General features: G+C 39.9%; 21 protein-coding genes and 1 pseudogene. 11 read left to right on the top strand and 11 right to left on the bottom strand.

Features of this window, described 5'->3' with window-relative positions; genetic code table 11:
* Positions 1–662: 662 nt before the first annotated feature.
* Together ACWM35_RS11085 and ACWM35_RS11090 are read right to left on the bottom strand one after the other, a co-directional pair.
* Positions 663–1,229, bottom strand: a complete 567-nt coding sequence (locus ACWM35_RS11085; RefSeq protein ID WP_454818306.1) for an LOG family protein — start codon at positions 1,227–1,229, stop codon at positions 663–665.
* 81 nt (positions 1,230–1,310) lie between these two features.
* A complete protein-coding gene (locus ACWM35_RS11090; protein WP_454818308.1) occupies positions 1,311–2,561 on the bottom strand; it encodes a hypothetical protein in 1,251 nt (416 codons plus the stop codon).
* A gap of 152 nt (positions 2,562–2,713) precedes the next feature.
* Between ACWM35_RS11090 and ACWM35_RS11095 the strand changes: the two genes are divergently transcribed.
* From ACWM35_RS11095 to ACWM35_RS11105, 3 genes are all read left to right on the top strand, one after another.
* Positions 2,714–3,334, top strand: a complete 621-nt coding sequence (locus ACWM35_RS11095) for a GyrI-like domain-containing protein (RefSeq protein WP_454818310.1) — start codon at positions 2,714–2,716, stop codon at positions 3,332–3,334.
* Positions 3,335–3,350: 16 nt separating this feature from the next.
* Positions 3,351–3,878: an NUDIX hydrolase gene (locus ACWM35_RS11100; RefSeq protein ID WP_454818312.1), complete on the top strand. Its 528-nt coding sequence runs from the start codon at positions 3,351–3,353 to the stop codon at positions 3,876–3,878.
* A gap of 262 nt (positions 3,879–4,140) precedes the next feature.
* The gene (locus ACWM35_RS11105) at positions 4,141–6,537 is read left to right on the top strand and encodes an immune inhibitor A domain-containing protein (RefSeq protein ID WP_454818314.1); all 2,397 of its coding nucleotides are present in this window, start codon (positions 4,141–4,143) and stop codon (positions 6,535–6,537) included.
* Positions 6,538–6,588: 51 nt separating this feature from the next.
* Here the strand turns inward: ACWM35_RS11105 and ACWM35_RS11110 are convergent, their stop codons facing one another.
* Together ACWM35_RS11110 and ACWM35_RS11115 are read right to left on the bottom strand one after the other, a co-directional pair.
* Positions 6,589–7,440 (bottom strand): aldose epimerase family protein, encoded by an 852-nt coding sequence (locus ACWM35_RS11110; RefSeq protein ID WP_454818935.1) that lies wholly within the window; start codon positions 7,438–7,440, stop codon positions 6,589–6,591.
* 14 nt (positions 7,441–7,454) lie between these two features.
* The gene (locus ACWM35_RS11115; RefSeq protein ID WP_454818316.1) at positions 7,455–8,198 is read right to left on the bottom strand and encodes a MurR/RpiR family transcriptional regulator; all 744 of its coding nucleotides are present in this window, start codon (positions 8,196–8,198) and stop codon (positions 7,455–7,457) included.
* 175 nt (positions 8,199–8,373) lie between these two features.
* Between ACWM35_RS11115 and ACWM35_RS11120 the strand changes: the two genes are divergently transcribed.
* Positions 8,374–9,702: a 6-phospho-beta-glucosidase gene (locus tag ACWM35_RS11120; RefSeq protein WP_454818318.1), complete on the top strand. Its 1,329-nt coding sequence runs from the start codon at positions 8,374–8,376 to the stop codon at positions 9,700–9,702.
* 142 nt (positions 9,703–9,844) lie between these two features.
* On the opposite strand, the pseudogene kynU reads toward ACWM35_RS11120, so the two are convergent.
* Positions 9,845–11,130: pseudogene (kynU, locus tag ACWM35_RS11125) on the bottom strand (kynureninase).
* Between the two features lie 183 nt (positions 11,131–11,313).
* Here kynU and ACWM35_RS11130 point away from each other — a divergent pair.
* The 4 genes from ACWM35_RS11130 to gnd all read left to right on the top strand — a co-directional run bounded on the left by ACWM35_RS11130 (position 11,314) and on the right by gnd (position 16,416).
* Positions 11,314–12,045 carry a GntR family transcriptional regulator gene (locus ACWM35_RS11130; protein WP_454818320.1) on the top strand — a complete coding sequence of 244 codons (732 nt, stop codon included), beginning with the start codon at positions 11,314–11,316 and terminating at the stop codon, positions 12,043–12,045.
* Positions 12,038–13,576 (top strand): gluconokinase, encoded by a 1,539-nt coding sequence (gntK, locus tag ACWM35_RS11135; RefSeq protein ID WP_454818322.1) that lies wholly within the window; start codon positions 12,038–12,040, stop codon positions 13,574–13,576. The genes ACWM35_RS11130 and gntK overlap by 8 nt, the downstream gene beginning before the upstream one ends.
* Before the next feature lie 24 nt (positions 13,577–13,600).
* Positions 13,601–14,947 carry a GntP family permease gene (locus ACWM35_RS11140; protein ID WP_454818324.1) on the top strand — a complete coding sequence of 449 codons (1,347 nt, stop codon included), beginning with the start codon at positions 13,601–13,603 and terminating at the stop codon, positions 14,945–14,947.
* Positions 14,948–15,012: 65 nt separating this feature from the next.
* Complete coding sequence (gene gnd / locus ACWM35_RS11145; protein WP_454818326.1) at positions 15,013–16,416, top strand: decarboxylating NADP(+)-dependent phosphogluconate dehydrogenase; 1,404 nt, start codon at positions 15,013–15,015, stop codon at positions 16,414–16,416.
* A 120-nt stretch (positions 16,417–16,536) separates the two neighbouring features.
* On the opposite strand, the gene ACWM35_RS11150 is transcribed toward gnd, so the two are convergent.
* From ACWM35_RS11150 to murQ, 4 genes are all read right to left on the bottom strand, one after another.
* Positions 16,537–17,361, bottom strand: a complete 825-nt coding sequence (locus ACWM35_RS11150; RefSeq protein WP_454818328.1) for a carbohydrate ABC transporter permease — start codon at positions 17,359–17,361, stop codon at positions 16,537–16,539.
* Positions 17,362–17,374: 13 nt separating this feature from the next.
* Entirely contained in the window at positions 17,375–18,340 is a 966-nt protein-coding gene (locus ACWM35_RS11155) for a carbohydrate ABC transporter permease (RefSeq protein WP_454818330.1), read from the bottom strand.
* A gap of 9 nt (positions 18,341–18,349) precedes the next feature.
* On the bottom strand, positions 18,350–19,633 hold the full coding sequence (locus ACWM35_RS11160) for an ABC transporter substrate-binding protein (protein WP_454818332.1): 1,284 nt from the start codon (positions 19,631–19,633) through the stop codon (positions 18,350–18,352).
* A gap of 79 nt (positions 19,634–19,712) precedes the next feature.
* A complete protein-coding gene (murQ, locus tag ACWM35_RS11165; protein WP_454818334.1) occupies positions 19,713–20,606 on the bottom strand; it encodes an N-acetylmuramic acid 6-phosphate etherase in 894 nt (297 codons plus the stop codon).
* Positions 20,607–20,864: 258 nt separating this feature from the next.
* Here murQ and pbp4b point away from each other — a divergent pair, with 258 nt between their 5' ends.
* Genes pbp4b through ACWM35_RS11180 form a run of 3 tightly spaced genes read left to right on the top strand, consistent with a single transcriptional unit; the run spans position 20,865 to position 23,964 of the window.
* A complete protein-coding gene (gene pbp4b, locus ACWM35_RS11170; RefSeq protein WP_454818336.1) occupies positions 20,865–22,145 on the top strand; it encodes a penicillin binding protein PBP4B in 1,281 nt (426 codons plus the stop codon).
* A 40-nt stretch (positions 22,146–22,185) separates the two neighbouring features.
* Positions 22,186–23,055 (top strand): MurR/RpiR family transcriptional regulator, encoded by an 870-nt coding sequence (locus ACWM35_RS11175; protein ID WP_454818338.1) that lies wholly within the window; start codon positions 22,186–22,188, stop codon positions 23,053–23,055.
* 33 nt (positions 23,056–23,088) lie between these two features.
* Positions 23,089–23,964: an N-acetylglucosamine kinase gene (locus ACWM35_RS11180; protein ID WP_454818937.1), complete on the top strand. Its 876-nt coding sequence runs from the start codon at positions 23,089–23,091 to the stop codon at positions 23,962–23,964.
* A gap of 65 nt (positions 23,965–24,029) precedes the next feature.
* Here ACWM35_RS11180 and ACWM35_RS11185 read toward each other — a convergent pair whose 3' ends face one another.
* Positions 24,030–24,890 carry a MurR/RpiR family transcriptional regulator gene (locus tag ACWM35_RS11185; RefSeq protein ID WP_454818340.1) on the bottom strand — a complete coding sequence of 287 codons (861 nt, stop codon included), beginning with the start codon at positions 24,888–24,890 and terminating at the stop codon, positions 24,030–24,032.
* Between the two features lie 264 nt (positions 24,891–25,154).
* Entirely contained in the window at positions 25,155–26,036 is an 882-nt protein-coding gene (locus ACWM35_RS11190; protein WP_454818342.1) for a LysR family transcriptional regulator, read from the bottom strand.
* Positions 26,037–26,041: the final 5 nt, after the last annotated feature.

Below are 26,041 nucleotides of genomic sequence, written 5' to 3' on the forward strand. Positions count from 1 at the left end.
CCTCGATTCGAAATTTTCACAGTATAATAGTAAAAAATTGTACTATCAGTTTTATTAGTTCAGTTAATAAACAGAGTGAAACAAACCTATTAATGTAAGATTATAGAAATTTATGTAAAAAAACAACGTATTTTTCGAGAATATGGAATAATTATGAAGAAAATGTAACAAATTTATCAAATTTTAATTCGATTTTTAGACTAGTCAGTATATATTAAAATGGAAAATTCCACATTTTCTCTCCTCCATCCTATCCTATGATTTGATTAAATAACTTTTTGCATTCTTCCAAAATAACAATATAACTAATTTCTTCATATTTTCTTGGGGACCACAAAGAAACCCCCAGGGGTTTCCCTGGGGGCTGTGGTGTTTCGTTATTTTTTTATCTGAATTAATGAATTACTCATATAAGGACACCACCAAACATTTTGACCTTTATTAAAAACTAGCATTTATTTGTAGTCGTCTATGATTCTTACCGATTTATTATTTTTTAAACATTACAACTCGCTATTTACCAACTCTAATGTAAAGTGGCACTCAATAATGTTTAGTTACCAACATTATTGAATAGTTACCAACATGAATGTCGGTGAACAATTGCATCCTCTTTCATCAAGATAAAAAAACCCTGTTTAGGGTTCCAAACAGGGTATCTGCTAGTTAAAACTTTTTATTGTCGGAGGGGTATAATTTAAAAATTGCTCAATTAATTGATCAGGCTGCTCTTCAATGATGGCCATCGAACGGAATTTCTCTTGTAAAAATTGCTGATCAATCATATGCTCAAATAAGTGAATGAGCGGGTCATAATAATGCTGAATATTGAGCAGGCCGCACGGCTTTTGATGCAAACCAATTTGCCCCCAGGTGAACACTTCAAAAAACTCTTCTAGCGTCCCTGTCCCGCCCGGCAATACGATAAATCCATCGGCTAAATCCATCATTTTCGCTTTTCGCTCATGCATGGTTTCTACGGTGTGCAGCTCTGTTAATCCTTTATGAGAGATTTCACGAGCCTCCAAAAATTTAGGTAACACACCGATTGCCCGTCCGCCCTCACTCAGAACCGTATCCGCCACTGCCCCCATCAGCCCATTACTCGAACCGCCGTATACAAGCGTGATACTCCGTTTTGCTAATTCTTTTCCTAATTGAATCGCACCCTGCCGATAAGCCTCGGAAGCGCCAAAACTGGATCCACAAAATACCGCTAAACGTTTCATGATGATGACCCCCTCCGTGTTAATCTCCTTACTAGTATATCTTTCTACGAAAGAATCTAGAATAGCCCATAAAATTACATATTATCCCAAAACTAAATGTTCCAAACCGTACGTCTCTGCCTCTGTATCTTTTATTTTTTTTCGAATGGAATGTTCTGTTGTTTTCAAATCAGATAAATTCTGAGACTGTCGAGACAGTTGAAGTTGCAAGGAGGAAATCTCTCGACGAAATTCATTTACTTCTGAATGAAGCTCGCCAATTTGAATGACATAATCTTGAGCATAAACGACCTTCCCCTGGATAATCTTATCGACCATCTCATCATGGATCGAGTCCATTTTCCTCCTCAGACTAGTAATCTCTGTTTGGTAATTTTTTGTTTTAAGCGAGATTTTTAACGAGCCTAAAAAACCAGATATATTACCTTTCTCCTTTACCATTTTCCGTTCTAGAAGAATAATTTCTTTTCGATACATATCCAAATCATCTGAAAGTAGCTTAAAATAAGGACGATTTTTATCCTTAATGAATTGGATTTTAATATTTCCTTTCAGACTCGCTATCGAGTTCTCTCGCTTGCTTTTTTCCCTTTCCTTCAATTTCAGCTCCTGTTCGAGATTGCGAATTTTTCCATTCATAACTTCCTGCTCGCTTTCAATGCTTTTTAGTTCATCAAGGAGCTTCTCGTAATCCTTCAATCTTGAACTCCACTCATTTGCGATTAAGTCTAGGTCGTAGTGCGCTAATACTGAATCTGTAAAATACGGTATTACAATAAGCATGAACACAATCGGCATCAATTGCTTTTTTAGTGAAGTATTTTGGTGATTAACCATCAGGTGCCGATCAATAGGAAGATTGTTAACAAATTCGAATATTTCCTTCTCAGATAGCTTCGTTTGCTTTTCTTTAAAAATCTGCTTAATTTGCCAGTTAATCATCGCTTCTAGTTTTGTACACTGTTTCTCTTCGTAAAACGATAGAAAATCCTTGTCCCTTTTTTGAAATTGAATAAAAGCCCAGTCAACGATCTCCTGGCATTTATCTTCAATTTCCTTTTGCGATTCATAGCGGGTGCCTTTTAATTTTGCCATTTTCGTTAATTCTAGAAATAATGATAGCCGAATATCTTCATCCGTTCTCCCCTGCAGCTTTTCCGCTTCTTCCTCCAAATGCTTGGTAAAATGTTTCGATTCTTTCGAAGAGAGTAGATCCTTTGTTTTGGTTGTAATCCAATGCAAAAGATTGGTTTTACATAATAAAGCATAGACCTTCCGCAAATCAGCTCCAGAAAGCCTCACCAATGCCTGGCTTAACGATTGACCATCCATAAACACACCCCCAGAATTCCTCGTTTGTCACTATTATAAAGGAAGAATGGCAAATATTGTTTGTAAAAAGGCGGATTTCTATTGACGTTTTTTAATTCTACATATACTTATATATATAACAGCTAACCATATTGTGATTGGAGCGTTGACATATGAAATACGAATGGAAGAAACAGGATAAGTCTCTCTATCTCCCTAAAACATCCCCCACATTACTAGATGTGCAAAAGATGAAGTTCTTCACGATAAAGGGCACGGGAAATCCAAATGGAGAGGCATTCACCGAACGGGTCGAGGCTTTATATAAGCTTTCCTACACGATTCGAATGATGCCGAAAAAAGGAATTACACCTGAAGGTTATTTTGAATATACCGTTTTTCCTTTAGAAGGATATTGGGATTTAGATGAAGAAGGACGACAACTCGATTATTTGGATAAAAATCACTTCGTCTATACCCTAATGATTCGTCAGCCGGAGTTTGTCACAGAGGATTTGTTGTCTGATGCAAAGGCACTTGTCCTAAAAAAAACTGCAGGCGGGTTATATGAAGAAGTCTTATTAGAAGAAATCAATGAGGGATTATGTGTACAATGTATGCATATCGGAAGCTATGATGACGAACCGCAAACCTTCTTTGCTATGGAAGAGTTTTGCAAGGAAAAGGGGTTACAACGGTCAGAAAAGCAACATCGAGAAATTTATATTTCAGATCCTCGAAAAACAGTTCCTGAAAAAAGAAAAACAGTTCTCAGATTCAAAGTGAAATCATAACAGCGGGGTGTCAAATATGGTATGGAAAATAAATCATTCTACAACACAGAAAGTTGATCGTTTTCAGATTATCTTGGATGAAGTGTCTTTGCCAAACGGAGATAGTAAAAGTTTTTCCTATTTAGATTTTTCAAAAGGTGTTTGTGTTCTCCCTATCACAAACGATGGAAAGGTAATTTGTTTAAAGCAATATCGACATGCCCTCAAAAGCTGGGAATGGGAGCTTCCAGCGGGGATGCTGGACTCGGAGGAACTGCCACCAATTGAAGCCGCTAAGAAAGAGTTAGAGGAAGAAACAGGATATGTAGCAGAGCATTGGCTCGAATTAGGAAGTTTTTATCCATCCCCTGGTTCGACAACCGAGGAAATCTATCTTTTTGCGGCGGCAGGGTTAATAGCTTCCCAGCAGAAGTTGGAAAATAGCGAACAAATTGAGTTACATACTTTATCCATGCAGGAATTAAAGACACTTATTCAAAGCGGCGAATTCAAGCATGGCGCCGGACTCGCAGCCATCCTGCGATACAAGTTTATGACAGACTAGTGCGAAAAGCGTAAAGGACATTTTAACTGTGTTCTTTCCGCTTTTTTATTATTTTAGAACTTAATCTCCATTTTAGCAATCTTCTACATTTACAAATCCTTACAACTAATCTATGAAATGGGTAAAAAGTACCAGAATTCAACGACTAATTATCTGATAAAATAGTAAATTTAGAATATTTACTATAATCTTTCGGAATTATATATTTGAAATGCACTATTTTGAATAGAAAGAAAATTAGGTTAATTAGGGGGTTAAACGAGTGAAAAAGAACAGCGGCTTAAAAGTGTTTTCTAGCATTGCGGCTACTACCCTAGTAGCGACAACATTGTTTGCAGGCTCTTTTGCTGGGACTAAGGGATCACCTGTATCCGCAAAAGCAGCTTATGCGACAGAGTCTGCACCGATTGACTTGAACATTGTCGATCAGGACAGACTAGCAAAAGCATTGCAGGAAAGAGGACTAATTTCGAAGAATGCTAGTAAGGCAGATGTCACAAAAGCAGTAAAAGCTTATATCGAAAAGAAGCAAGGGGAAAAACCAGGTAAAGCAGCAGACAAAGTACTTACAAAAGAACAACAGCAAATGGATCAAAAAGCTAAGGATTTCGTCACAAAACAAAAGGACAAGCTTGCCAAACAACTTGAAAAAGGTCACGGAAACTATAAAAAAGGTAAGCCAAACGGTGCTGTAAAAGTAGATTCTGCGAAACAAGCACCGTATAACGGAGATGTTCGCGAAGACAAAGTCCTTGTATTACTTGTAGAATACGCTGACTTTAAGCATAACAATATCGAACAAGAACCAGGCTATATGTACGCAGATGATTTCAACAAAGAGCATTACGAAAAAATGCTGTTTGGTAATGAAGAATTTGAGCTATTTAATGGCGATACGGTTAAAACATTCAAACAGTACTACGAAGAGCAATCTGGTGGAAGCTACACAGTGGATGGGACTGTTTCTGATTGGCTGACTGTTCCTGGAAATTATAAAGATTACGGAAGCGATAATCCTGCAGGCGGCAACGATAATGCTCCTGGAACAAAAGGTCCACGTGGTCTTGTAAAGGATGCACTTAATGCTGCAGTTGCGTCAGGAATTAATTTGGCTGAATATGATGAATTCGATCTTTATGACCTTGATGGCGATGGAGATCAAAATGAGCCTGATGGTTTAGTTGACCACTTGATGGTTCTTCATGCTGGTGTTGGACAAGAAGCCGGCGGCGGAGAACTTGGTGACGATGCTATCTGGTCACACCGCTGGACACTAAACGGTGTTTATCCAGTAGCAAACACTACTGCTTCCGTAGATTATTGGGGCGGAAAAATGGCTGCTTACGATTACACAATTGAACCTGAAGATGGTGCAGTTGGCGTATTTGCTCACGAATTTGGTCATGACTTAGGTCTTCCAGATGAGTATGACACTCAGTATACTGGACACGGTGATACAGTTGCCTCATGGTCCATCATGAGTGGAGGCAGCTGGAACGGTAATATTGCTGGTACAGAAGCACCAAGCTTCTCACCACAAAACAAAGAGTTCTTCCAAAAGACAATGGGCGGTAACTGGGCAAATATTACCGAAGTAAACTATGAAGATATTGATAAAAATGGTATAGCAACGGTTATCGACCAGAGTGTTACGAAATCAAAGAACCCTGGTATTGTCAAAGTAAACCTACCTAACAAAAAGGTTCCTGGAATTCAACCAGGATATGGTGCTAAGTACTACTACAGCACAAAAGGCGATGACCTTCATACTGTATTAGAAACACCAGTGTTTGATCTGACAGGAGCAACCTCTGCTACATTTGATTACAAACAATGGTATGAAGTAGAAACTGATTATGATTACCTATATGTAAATGCTGTAACAGAAGACGGCAAAGCCGTTGAACTGGATGTGATTGGTGATGAAAACACTGCAGACGGTATGGAAACATCTCAAGGCAAATGGGAAGACAAATCTCTAGATTTAGCTCAATTTGCTGGCAAGAAAGTAAAACTAGTATTTGAATATGTAACAGATGGCGGTCTTGCACCTAATGGTTTCGCACTTGATAACCTTCAATTAACAGTTGATGGACAAGTTGCTTTCTCTGATGATGCGGAAGGCGAAGCAAAAGTAGCATTAGACGGTTTCGAAGTATCTGACGGTTGGATCAATAAACCACATTATTACTACCTAGAGTGGAGAAACTATGCTGGTTCTGATACAGCATTACAATTCTCTCGCGGCGTAAAATATAATACTGGTTTAGTAGTTTGGTATGGTGACGATACATTTACCGATAACTGGACTGGTGTTCACCCTGGTGAAGGCTTCCTAAGCGTAGTTGACTCTCACCCTGAAGCCATTATTGGTACACTTAATGGACAACCATCAACTAACCAAAGTGTTCGCTACCAAGTAGCTGATGCTGCGTTCTCATTAGACAAAGCTCCTTCATGGTATATCGATTCCCCATCACGTGGAATCTATGATTATAAAGGACTACCAGGTGTAACAACATTTGATTCTAGCAAGACGTATATTAATGATGTTATCGACGATGCTGGCGTAAAAGTTCCATCACAATATCCATTGAAGTTCCAAGTCATTGGCGAAGCAAAAGACAATTCTGCTGGTGCCGTTTGGATCCGAAAATAAGCTAATAGTTAAAGACATCGGGTTCGCCCGATGTCTTTTTATGTAATTATTCTATTCTTCTAATTGAATACTGAAAAACGTTTTAAGGCTATCCTCCCCTTCTATCATCACAAGCTCATCTTTCCGATTGAATTCATCCGTTAACGCCATCCACGGTTCGACACAAATGAATTCCTTTCCGCTTTCCGTCCATAAGACAATGTACTTAAATTCTTTTCCGTACTCCAACTTGATTTGTTTTTCCCCTATTGGAAAAGAAATGCTCGTTTGCTTGGCATCGAGAAAAACAACCGATTCTTTTAAATGCGTTAAATCAATCGTACCTGCAAACTCTTTCACTTCACCATCGTTATAGTCATAGTATTTTGAGGCATCGGTATCATAAGAAAGATTCTTTTCGTTTATTTTAAAATAAGGGTGAAAACCTGGATAAATCGGCATCGGCTTAGTGCCCTTATTATGATACTCTTGCTGAATCGTCAGCCTGCCTTTCTCTAGAACATAGGTAAAGACAACCTCAAAGTCAAACGGATACGACACTTTTGTCTGATCATTACTTGTTAGCTTTAGGGTTAGAGAGGCTCGGTTGTTCGTATCACGATCGATCACTTCCCAAGATGCATCGCGGGCTAATCCATGATTCTTCATCGTGTACGTTTTCCCTTCCCACTCATAGGCTCCACCCGTCAGTTGCCCCGCCATCGGGAAAAGAATCGGATTTCCCCCACGAATGTTTTTCGCTGTATCATAAAATGTTGCTTCATTAAGGTAGAATAACTCTTCTCCTTCAACACCATATGAAAAAATAATTCCGCCGCGCTCTGGAGCTACTTTTATCCAGGAGTTTGTTTCCGTATCCTCTAACATGTAAACCTGAAATTTTTGATCTTCGATGATCTTCACATTATACAATTTTTTCAATCCTCTCTATTAGCTGTACTTGAGAGTTTCTGCACTTCCCGAGCAGTCTCTTCTAAAATATATACAACAGGTATTTGCGTGGTAATGTTGGACTTTTTATACCATTCTTCCGTTACGTAATAGGAAATATTCATGTCCGCCATTCTTGCGATGGTGCAATGTTTGTTATTCGTGATGCTAATGATATTACTGCCTTTTTGTTTGAGCTGATTAAGATGGGAAATGGTGAATTGATTTTCCCCTGTAACCGATAAAGCAATCGTTGTGCTATTGTGAAGATAATTTGCATGGATCGGGATATAAGGATCCTTCACATACATCGAAAACTTCCCTAAACTGGAAAAATAACGGGCACCATATTCCGCTAATATCCCCGAACTGCCAGTACCAATAAAGATAAGGTTATCAGATTTCACAATCAATGAAGCCGCCTCTCGAATGACAGCTTCCAGATTCCCCTTCAATGTCCGCTCGACAAATTCGGTGAGTGCATACTGACTGCTTTTTATCTTACTTTCCGCATTCTCATCCAAATATAGCTTTAATTTTACCTTGAATTCTGAGAACCCCTCACAATTTAATTTTCGGCAAAAGCGAAGAATCGTTGAAGTAGAGACATGGGTTTCATCTGCTAAATCACGAATTCGCATATAAATCACTTTCTCGCTATTTTTACAAATATAATCGTATAACGAAGTTTCTAATTCATTAAATGATGCAATAACCTCACCAGAAAACATGATTAGCCCCCTTATCAATGCTATCATACCATAAAAAACACAGTGTTACTCATCTGTAACAAGTTCCTTTCAACGGTATAAAAACCTAAATATTCCCAAGTTATTTACCCGACACATCTGAACCAATAGAATGAACTCAAGAGTAGAAAAAATTCATTCTTGGAGGTTTTCACAAATGGCAAATGGCGTAAAAATCGTAACAATTGGCGGAGGATCAAGTTATACTCCGGAGTTAGTCGAAGGTTTTATCAAGCGTTATCATGAACTTCCAGTCAGAGAACTTTGGTTAGTTGATATTGAAGCAGGAAAAGAAAAATTGGAAATCGTCGGAAACCTGGCAAAACGGATGGTCGCTAAAGCAGGACTTCCGATCAAGATTCATTTAACATTGGATCGAAGAGAAGCTTTAAAAGGTGCAGACTTTGTTACCACACAATTCCGTGTTGGACTTTTAGAAGCAAGGGCAAAGGATGAAAGAATTCCGTTAAAGTACAATGTCATTGGCCAGGAAACTAACGGACCAGGCGGATTATTCAAGGGGCTTAGAACGATTCCGGTTATTCTTGATATTTGCAAAGATATCGAGGAGCTTTGTCCTGAGGCTTGGCTAGTAAACTTTACGAACCCTGCCGGAATGGTTACGGAAGCCGTGTTACGCTACAGCAATATTAAAAAAGTAGTCGGCTTATGTAATGTGCCGATTGGAATGAGAATGGGGATTGCGAAATCACTAAATGTTGAACCTGAACGTGTTCAGGTGAACTTCGCAGGTCTTAATCACATGGTCTATGGACTGGATACTTTCTTGGACGGCGTCAGCGTTCAAGATCAAGTCATCGAAGCGATGGCCAATCCAGATAATGCCGTGACAATGCGCAACATTATCGGGCTTTCCTGGGAGCCTGATTTTATCCGTGGGTTAGGTGTAGTCCCTTGTCCTTATCACCGCTATTATTATAAAACGGACGAAATGCTCCATGAAGAATTGGAAAAAGCAGCTACTGAAGGTACCCGTGCTGAAGTTGTGCAGAAATTAGAATCTGAGTTGTTTGAACTCTATAAGGACGAAAACCTGGATATTAAGCCGCCACAGCTTGAAAAACGTGGCGGTGCTTACTATAGCGATGCTGCCTGCAGTCTGATCAACTCTATTTACAATGATAGACGGGATATTCAGCCTGTTAACACTCGCAATAACGGGGCAATTGCCAGCATTCCAGCGGATTCTGCAGTGGAAGTAAACTGCGTAATTACAAAAGACGGTCCAAAGCCGCTTTCGGTTGGTGATCTTCCAGTGGCCGTACGGGGACTTGTCCAGCAAATCAAATCATTTGAGCGAGTCGCAGCGGAAGCAGCGGTTACCGGTGACTACAACACGGCTTTACTTGCAATGACCATCAACCCTCTTGTTCCATCAGATAAGGTGGCCAAACAAATTCTTGATGAAATGTTAGAGGCACATAAAGAACATTTGCCACAGTTTTTTGCAAAGGTTGAAGCGTAATAAAGAGGGAAAATAGAAGATCGCCATACCAATAGTCAAGGTGGATGGCGGTCTTTTTTCAGTTTCTTTTAATGACTGTCCGCCTGAGGTGTACAGTGTCCACGAGCGGTGACAGGCACCGCTCGTTCGTTGTCACCGCTCGTCAAGCGACTACTTCACGCTCATTTTTATATTTCTCGTACAGTTTTTCGGTCATGATGGTTTTTAGGGTTTGGACGACTTTCCATACTTCTTCATAGGAGGTATATAAGGCGACAGGTGCTAGGCGGATTATGTTGGGTGCACGGAAGTCTGGGATAATTCCGTTTTCCTTCAAAGCCTTACAAATCCTGGCTGCCTCACTATGTTCTAGGCTCACGTGACCACCGCGGCGGGCATCCTCTCTTGGCGTCCCTATGAAAAATCCGAAATCTGCTAGTTCATGTTCGATCAAATCGATTAAATACTGATTAATTCTGAGAGATTTATCACGAATATTTTCAATACCAGCCTCTGTAAAAATTTCTAATGAACCGATTAACGGTGCCATGCTAAGTACATGTGGAGTCCCAATCTGGAACGCTCCCGCTGATGGTGCTGGTATTAAGGTATGCTCCATATCGAATTGTTTCTCTTTCGCAGAACTAAACCAACCTGCTAGTCCGGGCATTTTGCCAAAATGCCTGCGATTCACAAATAGGCCACCCACGCCGCCAGGTCCGCCGTTTAAATGTTTATAATTGCACCAAAAGGCAAAATCAATATCCCATACATTGAAAGAATGCGGAATCGCTCCAACCGAATGGCAAGCGTCGAAACCGATTAATATCCCTCTTTCATGCGCGGCCTTCGCTAATCGTTGGATGTCAAAATTTGACCGCTCCGATAAAGTACAGTTGGTAAGACAATTAATGCTACCTCATCCGTCATCGAGGCAATAATATCCTCCTCTTCTAGAAAGCGGCCATTGCGGCTTTTCACTCTGATTAGATGTTGATCCGGATCATAGCCATGTAGCTTTAACTGGCTTTGCATCGCATAAATATCCGATGGAAACGTTAATTCATCTGCTAAAATTTTCGTACGGTTCCCCTCTGGCTTATAAAAAGTTGATACAAGCTGATGCAAATTAACCGTTGTAGAACCAGTGACAATCACTTCCTCCGGAGAACCTCCGACTAATGGTGCAAGCTTCTTTCCGAGTTCCTCCGCCATAAAAAACCATGGATTCTTCCCTCGCGTCCATCCGTCAATCCCGTGTTCTTTCCAATCATTTATAGATTCAAATACAGTTCTTTCCGCCCTTTTTGAAAGCAACCCCAATGAGTTTCCATCCATATAAATAGATCCTGGCTTCAAATAAAACTCATCTCGAAAATGCTTAAGTGAATCTTCCTTATCCAATCCTATCGCATATTCTAAAGTCGATTGAAAATTATTCAAAATCATCAAGATTCCCCTCTTCCCATTTTAAAATCCCCCTTTAATGAATATGACACTAAAACTATATTAATATCTATATTAAATTAATAGGTTCGATAGTTAGTTTTTAATAAAAGCGTTTGCAAAATTGAAATTCTCAGTTATAATACTTGTATACAAGTATACTTGATTAATAAAGAAGGTGAATATATGGCAGAATCAAAGGAATATCTTTATCCTTTAAAATGGCTTTCAAAAGCCTCCGCTGGTGATCGCGTGACATCTGAACTTAGAATGCGTATTATTTCCGGCACGATTGAAAGCGGTGCCATCCTATCTGAAAATAAATTAGCAGCCGATTTTGGTGTGAGCCGATCACCTATTCGTGAAGCATTAAAAACTCTTGCATCCGAAAATATCATTCGCTTAGAAAGAATGGGTGCCGTTGTCCTTGGTTTATCGGAAAAAGAAATAGAAGAAATCTATGATGTACGTCTCCTCATCGAAACATTTGTCTTTGAGCGATTAGTAAAAATGGACGTAAATGAATTGGTAATGGAGCTTAGTAAAATACTAGAAATGATGAAGATTGCGATAAAATATCGAGATGCCGATGAGTTTTCCTACCAAGATGTTTTATTCCATGAATCGATTATTCGATCCATTGATCATTCCTATATTTTGATGATATGGACCAATTTAAAACCGGTAATGGAAAGCTTCATCCTCTTATCAATGCGTGCCCGTTTCGAGGAAAAGTATGAGGACTTTTCACGCATTGTAAGTAACCACCAACTTTATATTGAAGCAATCAAAACAAAAAAACGAGACCTCATGGTTAAGTCTTTACATGAAAACTTTGATGATGTTCAAGGGAAAGTAGAGGACCTCTGGAGTTCACAACAAATGCTATCAAAAGGAGTAGTGCCAGAAAATGACTAGCAGCATGTTAGGTATAGACATCGGGACAACAAGTACTAAAGCGGTTTTATTTACAGAAAAAGGCGAAGTCATCCAAACAGAAAATATTGGGTATCCTCTATATACTCCTGATATTTCGACTGCTGAACAGGATCCTGAAGAGATCTTTCGAGCTGTTTTGCAAGCGATTACGAATATAACAAAGCATCATCCAGATAAAATACCAGCCTTTATTTCTTTTAGCAGTGCGATGCATAGTGTCATTGCGATGGATGAAAATGATCAGCCGCTTACACCTTGTATCACTTGGGCTGATAATCGCAGTGAGGCATGGACACATAAAATAAAAGATGAAATGAATGGCCATGAGGTTTATAAACGAACAGGGACACCGATTCATCCGATGTCACCATTAAGCAAAATCACTTGGATCGTGAATGAACGTCCTGAAATCGCTGTCAAAACGAAAAAGTATATCGGAATTAAGGAATTTATTTTTAAAAAGTTCTTTGATCAATATGTTGTTGATCATTCCATCGCTTCCGCCATGGGGTTGATGAATCTCAAAACTTTGGAATGGGATGAAGAAGCATTAAATATTGCTGGAGTCGGTCCTGAACATTTATCTGAGCTTGTACCAACAACCCAGATATTCAACAACTGTAATCCAGAGTTAGCCAAACAGATTGGAATCGATCCACAAACCCCATTTGTTATTGGTGCCAGTGATGGAGTCCTTTCCAATTTAGGGGTAAATGCCATTAATAAAGGTGAGATTGCGGTCACCATTGGGACAAGCGGTGCGATTCGAACCATTATTGATACGCCGCAAACAGACGAAAAAGGAAGAATCTTTTGTTACGCCCTAACGGAAAAGCATTGGGTCATTGGCGGACCGGTAAACAATGGCGGGATGGTCCTTCGTTGGATTCGCGATGAATTTGCCTCATCTGAAGTTGAAACAGCAAAAAGATTAGGAATTGATCCATACGAGGTATTAACCAAAATTGCGGAACGTGTTAGACCTGGAGCAGATGGATTATTGTTCCATCCCTATCTTGCAGGTGAACGAGCGCCATTATGGAATCCTGATGTACGCGGATCCTTTTTCGGCTTAACCTTATCACATAAAAAGGAACATATGATTCGAGCAGCCTTAGAAGGAGTCATTTACAATCTATACACTGTATTCTTAGCCTTAACGGAATGCATGGATGGACCGGTAACACGCATTCAAGCAACGGGCGGATTTGCAAGATCAGATGTTTGGCGGCAAATGATGTCTGATATTTTCGCATCTGAAGTAGTGGTTCCCGAAAGCTACGAAAGTTCCTGTTTGGGAGCATGCATCTTAGGGTTATATGCTACCGGAAAAATTGATTCCTTTGAGATTGTTTCGGAAATGGTTGGCAGTACCTTCAAACATACACCAAAAGAAGAGGCAACAAAAGAATACAGACAATTACTACCGATTTTTATTAATCTATCAAGAGTCTTAGAAGACGACTATATACGGATTGCAAACTATCAAAGAAGCTTAATAAAACACTAATATAAATATCAGGAGGTAATAACAATGCCATTAGTTATTGTAGCCATTGGAATTGTAGCATTATTAATTTTAATCATGGGCTTTAAATTAAACACCTTTATTTCATTAATCATTGTATCTTTCGGCGTTGCTTTAGCACTTGGAATGCCATTAGAGGAAATTGTCAAAACCATTGAAGCCGGTTTAGGCGGGACACTTGGTCACTTAGCGTTAATCTTTGGACTTGGAGCGATGTTAGGTAAATTGATCGCCGATTCCGGTGGCGCGCAGCGAATTGCCATGACCCTCGTGAACAAATTTGGTGAAAAAAATATTCAATGGGCAGTCGTAGCCGCTTCCTTTATTATTGGTGTTGCTCTATTTTTTGAAGTAGGTCTAGTTTTATTAATTCCAATCGTCTTTGCGATTTCAAGACAATTAAAGGTTTCGATCCTGTATCTCGGTATTCCGATGACAGCGGCTTTATCTGTAACACATGGTTTCTTACCGCCACACCCGGGACCAACCGTTATTGCTGGTGAATATGGTGCAAACATTGGTGAAGTATTACTTTATGGCTTTATCATTGCCATCCCAACCGTTATTTTAGCTGGACCTGTATTTACGAAAATAGCTAAAAAGCTTGTACCTGATTCTTTCACAAAATCTGGTAGCATTGCATCTTTAGGCGAACAGAAAACGTTTAAACTTGAAGACACACCTGGATTTGGAATCAGTGTTTTTACCGCTTTACTACCAGTCATTTTAATGTCAATCGCGACGATTATTACTTTGCTTCAAAAGACACTAGGATTTGAAGATAATAGTTTCTTAGCAGCAATTCGATTTATTGGTGATGCTGGTACATCCATGTTGATTTCTTTATTAGTGGCAGTCTATACGATGGGATTAGCAAGAAAGATTCCAATCAAAGCTGTGATGGAATCTTGTACTACAGCCATTACCCATATTGGAATGATGCTGTTAATCATTGGAGGAGGCGGAGCCTTCAAACAAGTATTAATTAATGGCGGCGTAGGTGACTATGTAGCTGAGTTATTCAAAGGAACGTCTTTATCACCTATCTTACTTGCATGGATTATCGCGGCTATCTTACGTATTTCTCTTGGATCTGCGACTGTTGCTGCTTTAACAACAGCTGGCTTAGTGATTCCATTGCTAGGACAAACAGATGTTAACCTTGCTTTAGTTGTACTTGCAACGGGTGCTGGTAGTTTAATAGCTTCTCACGTCAATGATGCTGGTTTCTGGATGTTTAAAGAATACTTTGGATTAAGCATGAAGGAAACATTTGCTACCTGGACATTATTGGAGACGATTATTTCAGTAGCTGGATTAGGATTTATTCTTCTACTAAGTTTATTTGTTTAAATCTTTCCAGGCAGTAAAACCCGAGTGGTTTTACTGCCTATTCATTTGAAAAAGGAGCAAGAAACATGATGAATACAATTGGTGTTATTGGTTTAGGAGTAATGGGCAGCAATATCGCCCTAAACATGGCAAATAACGGTGAACAGGTCGCCGTTTATAATTACACAAGGGATTTAACGGATCAACTTGTTGATAAGCTTGCTGGTCAGTCGATTACTCCTTTCTATGAAGTTCAAGATTTTGTACAGTCCTTAGAAACTCCGAGGAAAATCTTTGTCATGGTTACCGCGGGCAAAGCTATTGATTCGGTGATTCATTCTTTAATCCCTTTTCTTGAAGATGGTGATGTCATAATGGACGGCGGCAACTCGCACTATGAAGATACCGCACTCAGATACGACGAACTAAAAGCTAGAGGAATCGGCTATTTAGGAATTGGGATTTCAGGTGGAGAAGTCGGGGCATTAACAGGACCTTCCATCATGCCTGGCGGCGATCAAGACGTCTATGAAAAAGTGGCTCCAATCCTAACAAAAATTGCCGCACAAGTGGGAGATGACCCTTGCTGTACCTATATTGGACCAAAAGGAGCAGGGCATTTTGTAAAAATGGTACATAACGGAATTGAATATGCTGATATGCAATTAATCGCGGAGTCCTATTCGTTCCTAAGGAAAAAATTAGGCCTATCCGTTGAAGAAATTGCGGATATTTTTGAGACATGGAATCAAGGTGAACTGAAAAGTTATTTAATCGAAATTACCGCAGAAATTTTACGTAAAAAGGACGAAAAAACTGGCTTACCTCTAATCGATGTCATCCTTGATAAGACCGGACAAAAAGGAACAGGGAAATGGACTAGCCTGCAAGCAATCGATAATGGGATTCCTTCCTCTATTATCACTGAGTCCTTATTCGCTCGTTATATATCTGCTTTAAAAGAAGAAAGAGTAGTAGCAGAAAATATCTTATCCGGCCCAGAAGTAGATCCGATCACTTTCAATAAGGAAATTTGGATTGAGAACATGAGACAGGCATTATTTATGGGGAAAGTTTGTGCATATGCCCAAGGTTTTACCCAATATAAAATGTCTTCAGAAGTGTATGGTTGGGATCTGCCTTTAAAAGAGATCGCTCTTATTTTCCGCGGCGGCTGTATCATTCGAGCAGATTTTTTAAACGATATAGCGGAAACCTATCAAGAAAAGCCGAATTTGGCTAATTTATTAATCGCTCCTTACTTTGCCGAAAAGCTTAAAAAATATCAAGTTGGATTGCGAAAAGTCGTTTGTGAGGGAATGATGTCTGGATTGGCGTTCCCATGCTTAAGTTCCGCCCTAACCTATTACGATAGTTATCGTACAGGCCATTCCAACGCCAGCCTACTTCAAGCACAACGTGATTATTTTGGTGCCCATACCTATAAACGAACGGATATGACAGGAGTCTTTCATACAAACTGGCAATAATCATTCAGAAAACGAACTGTGGTATAAAGAGAATATTAAAACCCAAGTGTCATAGTCACTTGGGTTTTTCATGCTCGGTACTCTCAACGCTGCCTCATCTTTTGAACTCCCTAAAAGAATTTACTTGACCGCACCTGCCGTTAGTCCCTCCATGAATTGCTTTGACGCGAAGAAGAAAAGGATAATCATCGGCAGAGACGACAGGGTGAGTCCAGCAAACAAGGTGCTCCAATCCGCAGAATGTTCTCCAAACAACGATAACATTCCAATCGGAATGGTTTTCTTGGCATCATCGGTGATGAAGATGAGCGGGAAGAAAAAATCGTTCCAGGCGCCAATAAAGTTTACTATCATTACAGTACCCAAGACTGGACGCATTAACGGAAAAATGATGCTCCAGAGGATCCTTAGATCTGTGGCTCCGTCTATACGCGCGGCTTCTTCGAGTTCATTAGGCAGTGTTTTAAAGAAACTTGTTAATATAAGAACTGCTAAGGGGAGCCCAGTCGCGGTGTACATACAAACTAAAGAAAGTAAGTTATTCGTCAACCCTAAATTCTTCATTAACATATACAATGGGACAATTCCAAGCTTGATAGGGATCATCATCCCGATGAGGAAGATGAACAAAAGCGCTCCATTCCATTTGAAGGAAAAACGTGCAATATAATAAGAAGCCATCGAGCCAAATAATATCACGAGCAATACACTCGCCACGCTCACGATTATGCTGTTCGCAAAATAGGATCCAAATGGTATTTGTTCTAATAATTTCTTGTATGTATCCAAACTCCATTCGGATGGCAACGCTAACGGATGTTGGAAGATTTCAATGGTTGTTTTGAAAGAACTAAAAATCATTAACAACAACGGATACAGGGCTAATATGGCGAATATGACGGCAGCCCCGTACCATGTTACACGGGATGACCATGATGCTTTCACTCCAAACCTCCTCCTATTGTTCGACTTCAAAACGACGCATAAATTTCATTAATATCGATGTAATAATGGCGATCATGGTAAACAGTACCACCGCGAGTGCAGAACCAAGTCCAAGTGCTGAGCTGTCCGCACTAGAGCCGCTTCCAAAAGCCAAACGGTAAAAATACACTGCCAGTGTATCAGTCGAATAATATGGTTCACCCATGGAACCTTGCATGGCATACACAAGCTCAAACGCTTCAAAAGATTGAATAAACGTGAGTACGGTCATGATGGTAATACTCGGCATCACGAGTGGTACGATAATTTTCCGTAATAAGGTCCATCCTGTCGCACCATCTAATTTAGCAGCTTCCACAAGTTCTGCAGGGATATTTTGTAATCCAGCCAAGAATATCAGTGTTGCAAACCCGATGCCGAACCAGCAGTTAACTAAAATAATCGAGATGAGAGCCGTTTCTGGCTCACCAAGCCAGGCATGCTTCCAGGATGAAAGCCCAAGCGAATCCAAAAGCTTGTTCAGTGCCCCGAAATTGGGATTAAGTATCAGTTTCCATAAGAAACCAACTACAATAACCGATAATAGTCTAGGTAGGAAAAAAGCAATTTTAAAAAATTCTGTCCCGCGAATACGTTTATATAACGCATAGGCAAGCAAAAACGCGATGCCGTTTTGGACAATCATTTCAATGACAAAATATAAAATATTATGCTGTAGTGCATTCCAGAACAAACCACTGAATGGCTCGGTCACAAATAATTTCCGGAAGTTTTCCAATCCGATAAAGGCACCCTTAGTAAACCCTTGCCAGGAATAGAAACTGTAGCTTAATGCCGCAAAAAGTGGGTATACCACAAATAAACCATACACAAGTAATGCTGGAAGAGGAAACAGGTGAAGAATCCACCTGTTCCCCCTCTTTTTCTTCTCCATCAAGATGGGTTTCGTATCAATGATTACTTTTTCAGGGTTTGTCATAAGGCTCACCTAGTTCTGTGGCTTAAACCATGTATCAGCACTCGCTTTTACTGTTGCTGCTACATCAGCTGCCTTTGTTTCTCCAAGGTACATGCCTTGCAATTCTGTTTCCACTGTTCCTTTTGTCGAAGGTGTACCTAGTGCAAAATGTACCAGCCAGAAGTACGGCACTGTGTCGCCAGTTGCTGCTTTTGTTAAGGAGCCCACCAACTCATCATCAGAGGATGCACCTGGGACGGCAGAAATCATCTTAAACTCCTTTGCGAACTTGTTTCCAAAATCTCCCGTTGTCATAAATTCTAAGAATTTCTTCGCTTCTTCTTTATGCTTGGATTTTGCATTCAATGCGTAACTGCCATCCACCCAGCGAGTGATCGTCGGTTTCCCGCCTGTTGCGGATGGGATAGGGAAGAAACCAAAGTCAAGATCTGGATTTAAGTTTCGGATGGTTTGTATTTCCCAGCTACCCATTGGTAGCATTGCCGCTTGCTCTGTAGCAAACAGGGTGCGGATATCATCCATCCCTAAACCTTGTGAGTTTTCAGGAAAGTATTTGTCTAATTTTTTCATTTCTTCAAAGCTCTTTACGATGGACGGATCATCCAATTGTTTTTTGCCGCTTAAAAGGTCATCGATGGTTGCCTGTCCACCAAAATGAGCGGGGCCAACCATACCATGAAGCAAGGATAATAACCAGGATTCTTTTGTCCCATAAGCAATCGGTGTAACTTTCTCCGATTTCAATGTGTCAGACACTTTTATGAAATCATCCCATGTTTTTGGCACTTCTAAGTCATACTTCTTGAAAATAGCTTTATTGTAGAAAATTTGCGTGGTGGAGATATTGAGCGGAACACCGTATTGTTTTCCGTCTTTGTTTTGTGACGCCTGTAATAACTCTTTGTCAAACGTATCAATCCCTTTCAGATCGTTTAACGGCTCTAAATATCCTTCATCACCAAGCGAAATACCGCTTCCATATGGACGCAGGTGAATCAAGTCTGGACCTTCTCCGCTTTGTAACGCCGTATTCAGAAGGGTGTTATATTCTGTGTTTTTTGAAGGCTTGAATTCAATATGGATGTTCGGATATTCTTTGTTAAACTCAGAAATGACGGCTTTGTACGCTTCTGTATCTTCAGTACGCCAGCTTCCCATGGTAAGCGTCACTTCTTCTTGCTTTGAACCCTCACTATTTCCGGATGTTTTTTCTTCAGTTTTGCCTGAACATCCAGAAAGAATCAATGCACCCGCAACTGCTGATAACGCTAATGTTTTCAAACTCTTTTTCATCTCATGTCCTCCTTTTTTCACCTCGTCAGAATAGTGTTAGATTTGATTTACAACTAATAAACGGCCTGAGATGTCTGTTTTAATTCGTATGTATGATTTTTTGAATCCATCCGCCATGTTGGGCTAATTTTTCTTTTGCCGTTGCTGCATCACAGTTCGCCAGAATCATCAAAATCGCTACTTTAACATGGTTGCCCGCTTCCTCGAGTGTACGGGATGCCATTTCGTAATCGGCGTCGGTAGCATCCATAATGATGCGTTTGCCACGTTCAATAAGCTTTGAGTTTGTTGGCTTCATATCCACCATGAAATTTTTGTATACCTTTCCGATTCCAATCATCGATGCCGTCGATACCATGTTCAATACTAATTTTTGAGCAGTTCCTGCTTTTAGCCTTGTTGAGCCTGTTAACACCTCTGAACCCGTTACGACTTCGATTGCAACGTCGGAATATTGACTGATGACAGCGTCTTTATTACAAGAAATACTGCCTGTAGATGCACCGCTTTCTTTGGCGTATTTCAGCGCGCCAACCACATAGGGTGTACGACCGCTTGCGGCAATCCCGATTACGGTATCTTTAGATGTAATAGAAAGCGCCTGCAAATCCTCTTTGCCTAATCCTTCATTATCCTCTGCACCTTCGACTGCTGCTTGAATCGCACTGGTACCGCCTGCAATTAATCCCTGGACCATCTCAGGTGTGGTACTGAAGGTTGGAGGACATTCTGCCGCATCTAGAATACCAAGACGGCCGCTCGTGCCTGCACCGACGTAGATCAATCTTCCACCGTCTTGAAAAGATGTGATGACGCGTTTCACTAGTTTTTCAATCTGGGGAATTTGGCCACGGATAGCCTTAGGAACACTGGCGTCTTCTTCATTCATGATACTTAAGATTTCCTGTGTGCTCATAGTATCGAGGTGAACGGTCTGCTGATTATATTTTTCGGTCGTTAGGGATTCTAACATAATATTTCTCCTTTCCTATGGTTTGTTTGAAATATTGTTTCACAAAATTATTATAACATTCAGAATTTTTTAATCAATAGATTTTTTTTCAACAATTATCCCCATCTTTCTTCCACTGTCTCTTATAAGTATCTAAACGCAAAGTTTACCCTTTACAAACTACGAAACTCAAATTTATAATAATATTTGTAATTTTCTTTCAATTAAAACGCTTTAATCATGAATTTTCATTTTATCTTTCAAATTGGGGATGATGTAATGTTGCAAGGCCAATATAGAGATAGCTTCCCGGTATTGAGCAAGGCAAAACATCCTGAAGAGGTTGGATTTTCTTCTGAAAAACTGAAACAGGTTGATGAGTGGATACAGCAAGATGTCGACAATGGATTTCCCGGTGCTGTTCTACTAATTATCAAAGATAGAAAAATAGTAAAAAACAAAGCATTTGGGTATTCGAAAAGGTATCACGGTCCCATCCCCATTAGTCATCCTGAAAAAATGAGGACTAGTACCATGTTTGACCTGGCGTCCAACACCAAAATGTATGCAACTAATTATGCGTTACAAAAGCTTGTCTACGAAGGAAAAATAGGGCTAAATGCTCTGGTACAAAAATATATCCCTGATTTTATTGATCAGCCAGGAGCGAAGATGATAGGAAAGGATCAGTTGCGGATTATCGATTTACTGCATCACAATGCGGGCTTTCCAGCTGATCTGCAATACCATCATCCTGCCGCAGCCGGTGATCTTTTTTCGCAAGAACGGAAAAAAACACTGCAAATGTTATCCAAAACACCACTTCAGCATGAACCGGGCACAATGAATCTATATAGCGATGTCGATTATATGTTATTAGGTTATATGGTTGAAAAAGTGACCGGACAATCACTTGATGATTATGTTGAAAATCACATATACAAACCACTTGGCCTCAAGAACACCATGTTTAATCCCCTTCAAAAAGGTTTTAAACCAACGGATTTTGCTGCAACGGAACTAATAGGTAATTCTCGTGACGGAGTAATTGATTTCCCCCATCTTCGAAAACACACACTGCAAGGAGAAGTACATGATGAAAAAGCATTCTATTCGATGGATGGTGTTTCTGGGCATGCCGGGCTTTTCTCTAACACAGACGATTTGGCTGTATTATTGCAGCTGATGTTAAACGGGGGCGGCTATGGGAAAGTGAAAGTATTTGATCAGCAAACCATTCATACTTTCATCCGTCCAGCTGAAACAAATCCAACGTATGGGCTTGGTTGGAGAAGAAACGGTCATTCCAGCATGATCTGGATGTTTGGCCCTTATGCAAGTGAATCCGCAGTCGGACATTCAGGCTGGACAGGAACATTAACCATCATTGATTTCGAACAAAATCTAGCTATCGCATTATTGACCAATAAAAAGCATTCTCCAGTAGTAAGTCCAATTAACGCTCCAAATACATTTTCCGGGGATGCATTCCAAACTGGAAAATACAGTACAGTCGTTACTGGCATTTATGAAGCTTTAACAACCATTCAACACAAATAAATTGCGGTATGGGTTACCCAAAAGAAAGAAGTGATGGAATATGTCTTTTATGACTGGCGGATTAGCTAGGCTTTCAGAAATGCTTCCGGACTTGCCTCCCTCCGAAAAAAAAATTGCTATATACATTTTAGAGAACCCGCAAGAGGCCATTTCACTAACCGCACAGGAAATTGGGAAAAGAAGTTTCACCAGTGGCGCAGCTGTCATTCGGCTATGTAAATCGTTGGATTTAAAAGGATTTCAAGACCTTAAGTTACGAATAGCCGGCGACTTACAAAAGACTAACGTTCAAGGATTTCGGGATATCGAACCAGAGGAATCTCCTTTTGCCATAATTGAAAAAATGACAAACAACAGCATTCAAACGATAAAAGAAACAATTGAGCTACTAAGCACAGAAGAATTATCGAGAGCCGTCACAGTTTTGGAAAAGGCACCTACTATCCATTTTTTTGGTGTTGGTGCCTCTGGTCTTATTGTCCAAGATGCACAACAAAAATTTCTAAGGATTGATAAACCGGCAACAGCCTTCACAGATATCCACATGGCTGCTACCATCGTAGCTAATGCTCATAAAGATGATGTCGTATTTGGTATTTCTTATTCTGGCAAAACGTTTGAAGTCGCAAAAATTTTAGAACTGGCGAACCGAAAAGGAGCACAAACGATAAGTCTGACAAAATACGGACCTTCTTTCGTTTCAGAGCAAGCCAATATCCGACTATATTCTTCAAGCACCGGTGAAGCAGTATTCCGAAGCGGAGCGACATCTTCCCGGATCGGCCAATTGCATGTCATTGATATTCTTTTTATGTGTGTTGCCTCCAAGCAATACGAGAAAACCCTACACCATATCGATGAAACTAGAGAAGCGATAAATTTTATTAGGAAAAATATTAAAAACAAATAAATTCATGACGGTGGTGAACTGAACTTGGCATATATGATTGGAATAGATGGGGGAGGAACGAAAACAAAGGCCACCTCTTTTGATCCTGCTACGGGAAAAGCCCTCCTTTCCGTCCAGACTGGACCTGCTAATTTCTCTGTCCATTTTCAAGAAAGTTTAGAGCAGGTTCAAAAATCGATACAACTAAGTATTGAACAGATGGACGGGAATCAACCTGAACGGATTCTCTTAGGAGCCTCAGGTGCCCATTCAAAAGAGATTTGTCAACAAATAATTGATAACCTTTCACAAACAATCCATTGCAAGCTTACTGTAATTGATGACGCACAGCTTGCTCATACGGCTCTTTTACGAGGAAATGACGGCATTTTAATAATTGCAGGTACGGGTTCAATTGCTTTAGGTCGATTTAATGGCGAAGAATGCCGGGTTGGTGGTTGGGGGTACTTATTAGGCGATGAGGGAAGCGGCTATTGGATAAGTAAAAAGGCCTTGCAATATGTGATGTTCCAATTGGAAATAAATAATCGCATCGACGTATTAACACAAGCAATTCTAAACTCGATAAAAGGCCAGTCCATAAGTGATATTAAAAGCTTTGTTTATTCTTCATCAAGGCAAGAATTTGCTAAAATATCAGAGCTTGTCTATCAAATGGCACTAAAGAATTGTGAATCAGCTGAATCCATATTACGGGAGGCTGGGGAAAAATTAGCTCAGCTAGTAAAAAGAGCATTAGCGATTTCATCTCCTCTACATTCTCCAATTAAGATTGCTGTATATGGTAGTTTGTTGTTAAAAAATAATATTGTCTATGATTCATTTATGAGAGTTATTAAACAAGATTTGCCGAAACACGAGCTGATACGGGAAGATCGAAATGTTTGTGAGGCCGTATTATATAAATAAGTACCAGAATAGGCTAAGTTCCACATAAACCTAGCCTTTCTTAGAAAATAATAAAAAATATATTATTACTTATTCACAAACTGTCTCTTAGCTAATTTATCCTTGATAAAACTAATTGCTTCACGTGTTTGATCAATATATTTGACGGCTGTATCAAAGTTTTGGGAAGTGACACACATAAATAAGATATCAATCACATGTAACTGAGCTAGCCTTGATGATGTAGCAGCACTTCGTAGTAATGCTTCCTTCGAAGTTGTAGTATAGAGCTTAATTTCAGCACGATCTGAGACGGAAGAAGAACCAAAACTAGTTAAACTAATCGTCGTAGCGCCATTCTTTTTGGCTAGTTCAAGGATTTTTACAACTTCTACTGATTCTCCTGAGAAGGAAATTCCAACGACAACATCTCCTGGCTGGACATTGGCTACCAGCACAGCTGCTATATGAAAATCTGAAAAGGCAGTAGCATTTTTATGAATCCGTAAGAATTTTTGCTGGGCATCTTGCGCAATGATATGAGAAGCACCGATTCCAAAGAAATGAATATTTCCCGCATTCGATATCGCCTCAACTGCTTTAGTCAGCTCATCCTTTAGTAAAATTTCACTCGTCTCACGAAGAGCTTGAATACTATTATTGGTCATTTTCCCGATCACATTTTCTACCTTCTCCATCGGGCGTATGTCGCGGTATCCTTCACTTTCATTTGCCTTTTGCAGGTCCCCAGCAACTCTTAACTTTAATTCCTGATACCCTTTTAATCCTAAAGACTTGCACAGCCGGATCACAGCAGAACCACTTGTTGAGCTCTTCTCACCTAGCTCGCTTGCGGTACAATTAATGGCGTCAGATGGATTCTCTATAATATATGCAGCCAATTTTGCTTCAGAGGGCGGAAGCTTGTGAAGTACCTCTGAAATCATAATCAACCCCCCAGATAATGATGACATCTAAACACTTCCTTCTATTAATCTTTTCCTCTATCATATCCTTTTATCGTTCATTTTCCTATGGAGATAGAAAAAAGAATAGGAAAAAAGACCTGTAAAAATAATTCTACAGACCCTTTTCCAAACCCTTCTAAACTGATTTTTTCTTCACTCTAATTTTCCAGGTACCTTTCTTACTTACTTCATATACTTTTGTATTCGTTCACCTATGTTGAAAATAATTAATTAGCCCCAATTTCAGTCTTTAATTTGGATGAATTGCAAGAACTCAGATACACCGATTTTATTGAAGCGTTGTTGTTTTTTTACGAGCCATAGGTTTCTAAGGATGGTTACTCCTTCTATTTCCACATGTCGCAACAACCCCAAATTAAGTTCTCGATTCACTGTAAGTCTTGGAAGAATACTGATTCCTAGACCTGCTTCAACGGCGCTTTTGATGGCTTGGGTGCTGCCTAATTCCATATAGCTTTCCATTTTTTCTAATGATCCATATTCACTTAACTTATTCTCCACAATCATCCGTGTTCCTGATCCAGATTCCCGCCAGATCATCCGCTCATTGTAAAGCTCATCAATCTGAATCTTGTCTCCCCAATCATGGTCTGGAGCACAAACAAGAATAAGTTCGTCATCGGCAAACTTCTCGACGATAAATCCTCCATTCTCCACAAGACCCTCAACCAAGGCCATGTCGATGATATCATTGGACAAATCCTCCAAAATTCCCGGAGTATTTTTAATGGTCAAGGTCACTTTTATGTCAGGCGTTTGTTTTTTAAACTGTCCTAACAGGCTTGGCAATAAATACTCTCCAATCGTAAAGGTTGCACCGACATGAAGGTTTGTATGATACTCCCCCATCGCCTGCTTGATGCTATCCTTGGAACGGTGAAAATCATGAACAATCGATTTAGCAAAAGGGTATAACATTTTTCCAGCTTCGGTTACCTTCATTTTGCCATCCGTGCGGTCAAATAATAAAGCTCCGTAAAAGTTTTCCAGTTGATGAATTTGCCTTGTTACTGCCGGCTGAGAGACATAACTCAATCTTGCAGCTTGACTGATACTCCCTTCATCAACGACTAAACAAAACATTTGCAGACTCTCTATGTTCAAGAAAA

The organism is Neobacillus sp. K501 (assembly GCF_053749995.1).

Coding starts and splice junctions, on each gene's coding strand:
- ACWM35_RS11085 (WP_454818306.1), bottom strand. CDS start 1,229: ATGAAACGTTTAGCGGTATTTTGTGGATCCAGTTTTGGCGCTTCCGAG.
- ACWM35_RS11090 (WP_454818308.1), bottom strand. CDS start 2,561: ATGGATGGTCAATCGTTAAGCCAGGCATTGGTGAGGCTTTCTGGAGCT.
- ACWM35_RS11095 (WP_454818310.1), top strand. CDS start 2,714: ATGAAATACGAATGGAAGAAACAGGATAAGTCTCTCTATCTCCCTAAA.
- ACWM35_RS11100 (WP_454818312.1), top strand. CDS start 3,351: ATGGTATGGAAAATAAATCATTCTACAACACAGAAAGTTGATCGTTTT.
- ACWM35_RS11115 (WP_454818316.1), bottom strand. CDS start 8,198: ATGTTTTCTGGTGAGGTTATTGCATCATTTAATGAATTAGAAACTTCG.
- ACWM35_RS11120 (WP_454818318.1), top strand. CDS start 8,374: ATGGCAAATGGCGTAAAAATCGTAACAATTGGCGGAGGATCAAGTTAT.
- ACWM35_RS11130 (WP_454818320.1), top strand. CDS start 11,314: ATGGCAGAATCAAAGGAATATCTTTATCCTTTAAAATGGCTTTCAAAA.
- gntK (WP_454818322.1), top strand. CDS start 12,038: ATGACTAGCAGCATGTTAGGTATAGACATCGGGACAACAAGTACTAAA.
- ACWM35_RS11140 (WP_454818324.1), top strand. CDS start 13,601: ATGCCATTAGTTATTGTAGCCATTGGAATTGTAGCATTATTAATTTTA.
- gnd (WP_454818326.1), top strand. CDS start 15,013: ATGATGAATACAATTGGTGTTATTGGTTTAGGAGTAATGGGCAGCAAT.
- ACWM35_RS11155 (WP_454818330.1), bottom strand. CDS start 18,340: ATGACAAACCCTGAAAAAGTAATCATTGATACGAAACCCATCTTGATG.
- ACWM35_RS11160 (WP_454818332.1), bottom strand. CDS start 19,633: ATGAAAAAGAGTTTGAAAACATTAGCGTTATCAGCAGTTGCGGGTGCA.
- murQ (WP_454818334.1), bottom strand. CDS start 20,606: ATGTTAGAATCCCTAACGACCGAAAAATATAATCAGCAGACCGTTCAC.
- pbp4b (WP_454818336.1), top strand. CDS start 20,865: ATGTTGCAAGGCCAATATAGAGATAGCTTCCCGGTATTGAGCAAGGCA.
- ACWM35_RS11175 (WP_454818338.1), top strand. CDS start 22,186: ATGTCTTTTATGACTGGCGGATTAGCTAGGCTTTCAGAAATGCTTCCG.
- ACWM35_RS11180 (WP_454818937.1), top strand. CDS start 23,089: ATGATTGGAATAGATGGGGGAGGAACGAAAACAAAGGCCACCTCTTTT.
- ACWM35_RS11185 (WP_454818340.1), bottom strand. CDS start 24,890: ATGATTTCAGAGGTACTTCACAAGCTTCCGCCCTCTGAAGCAAAATTG.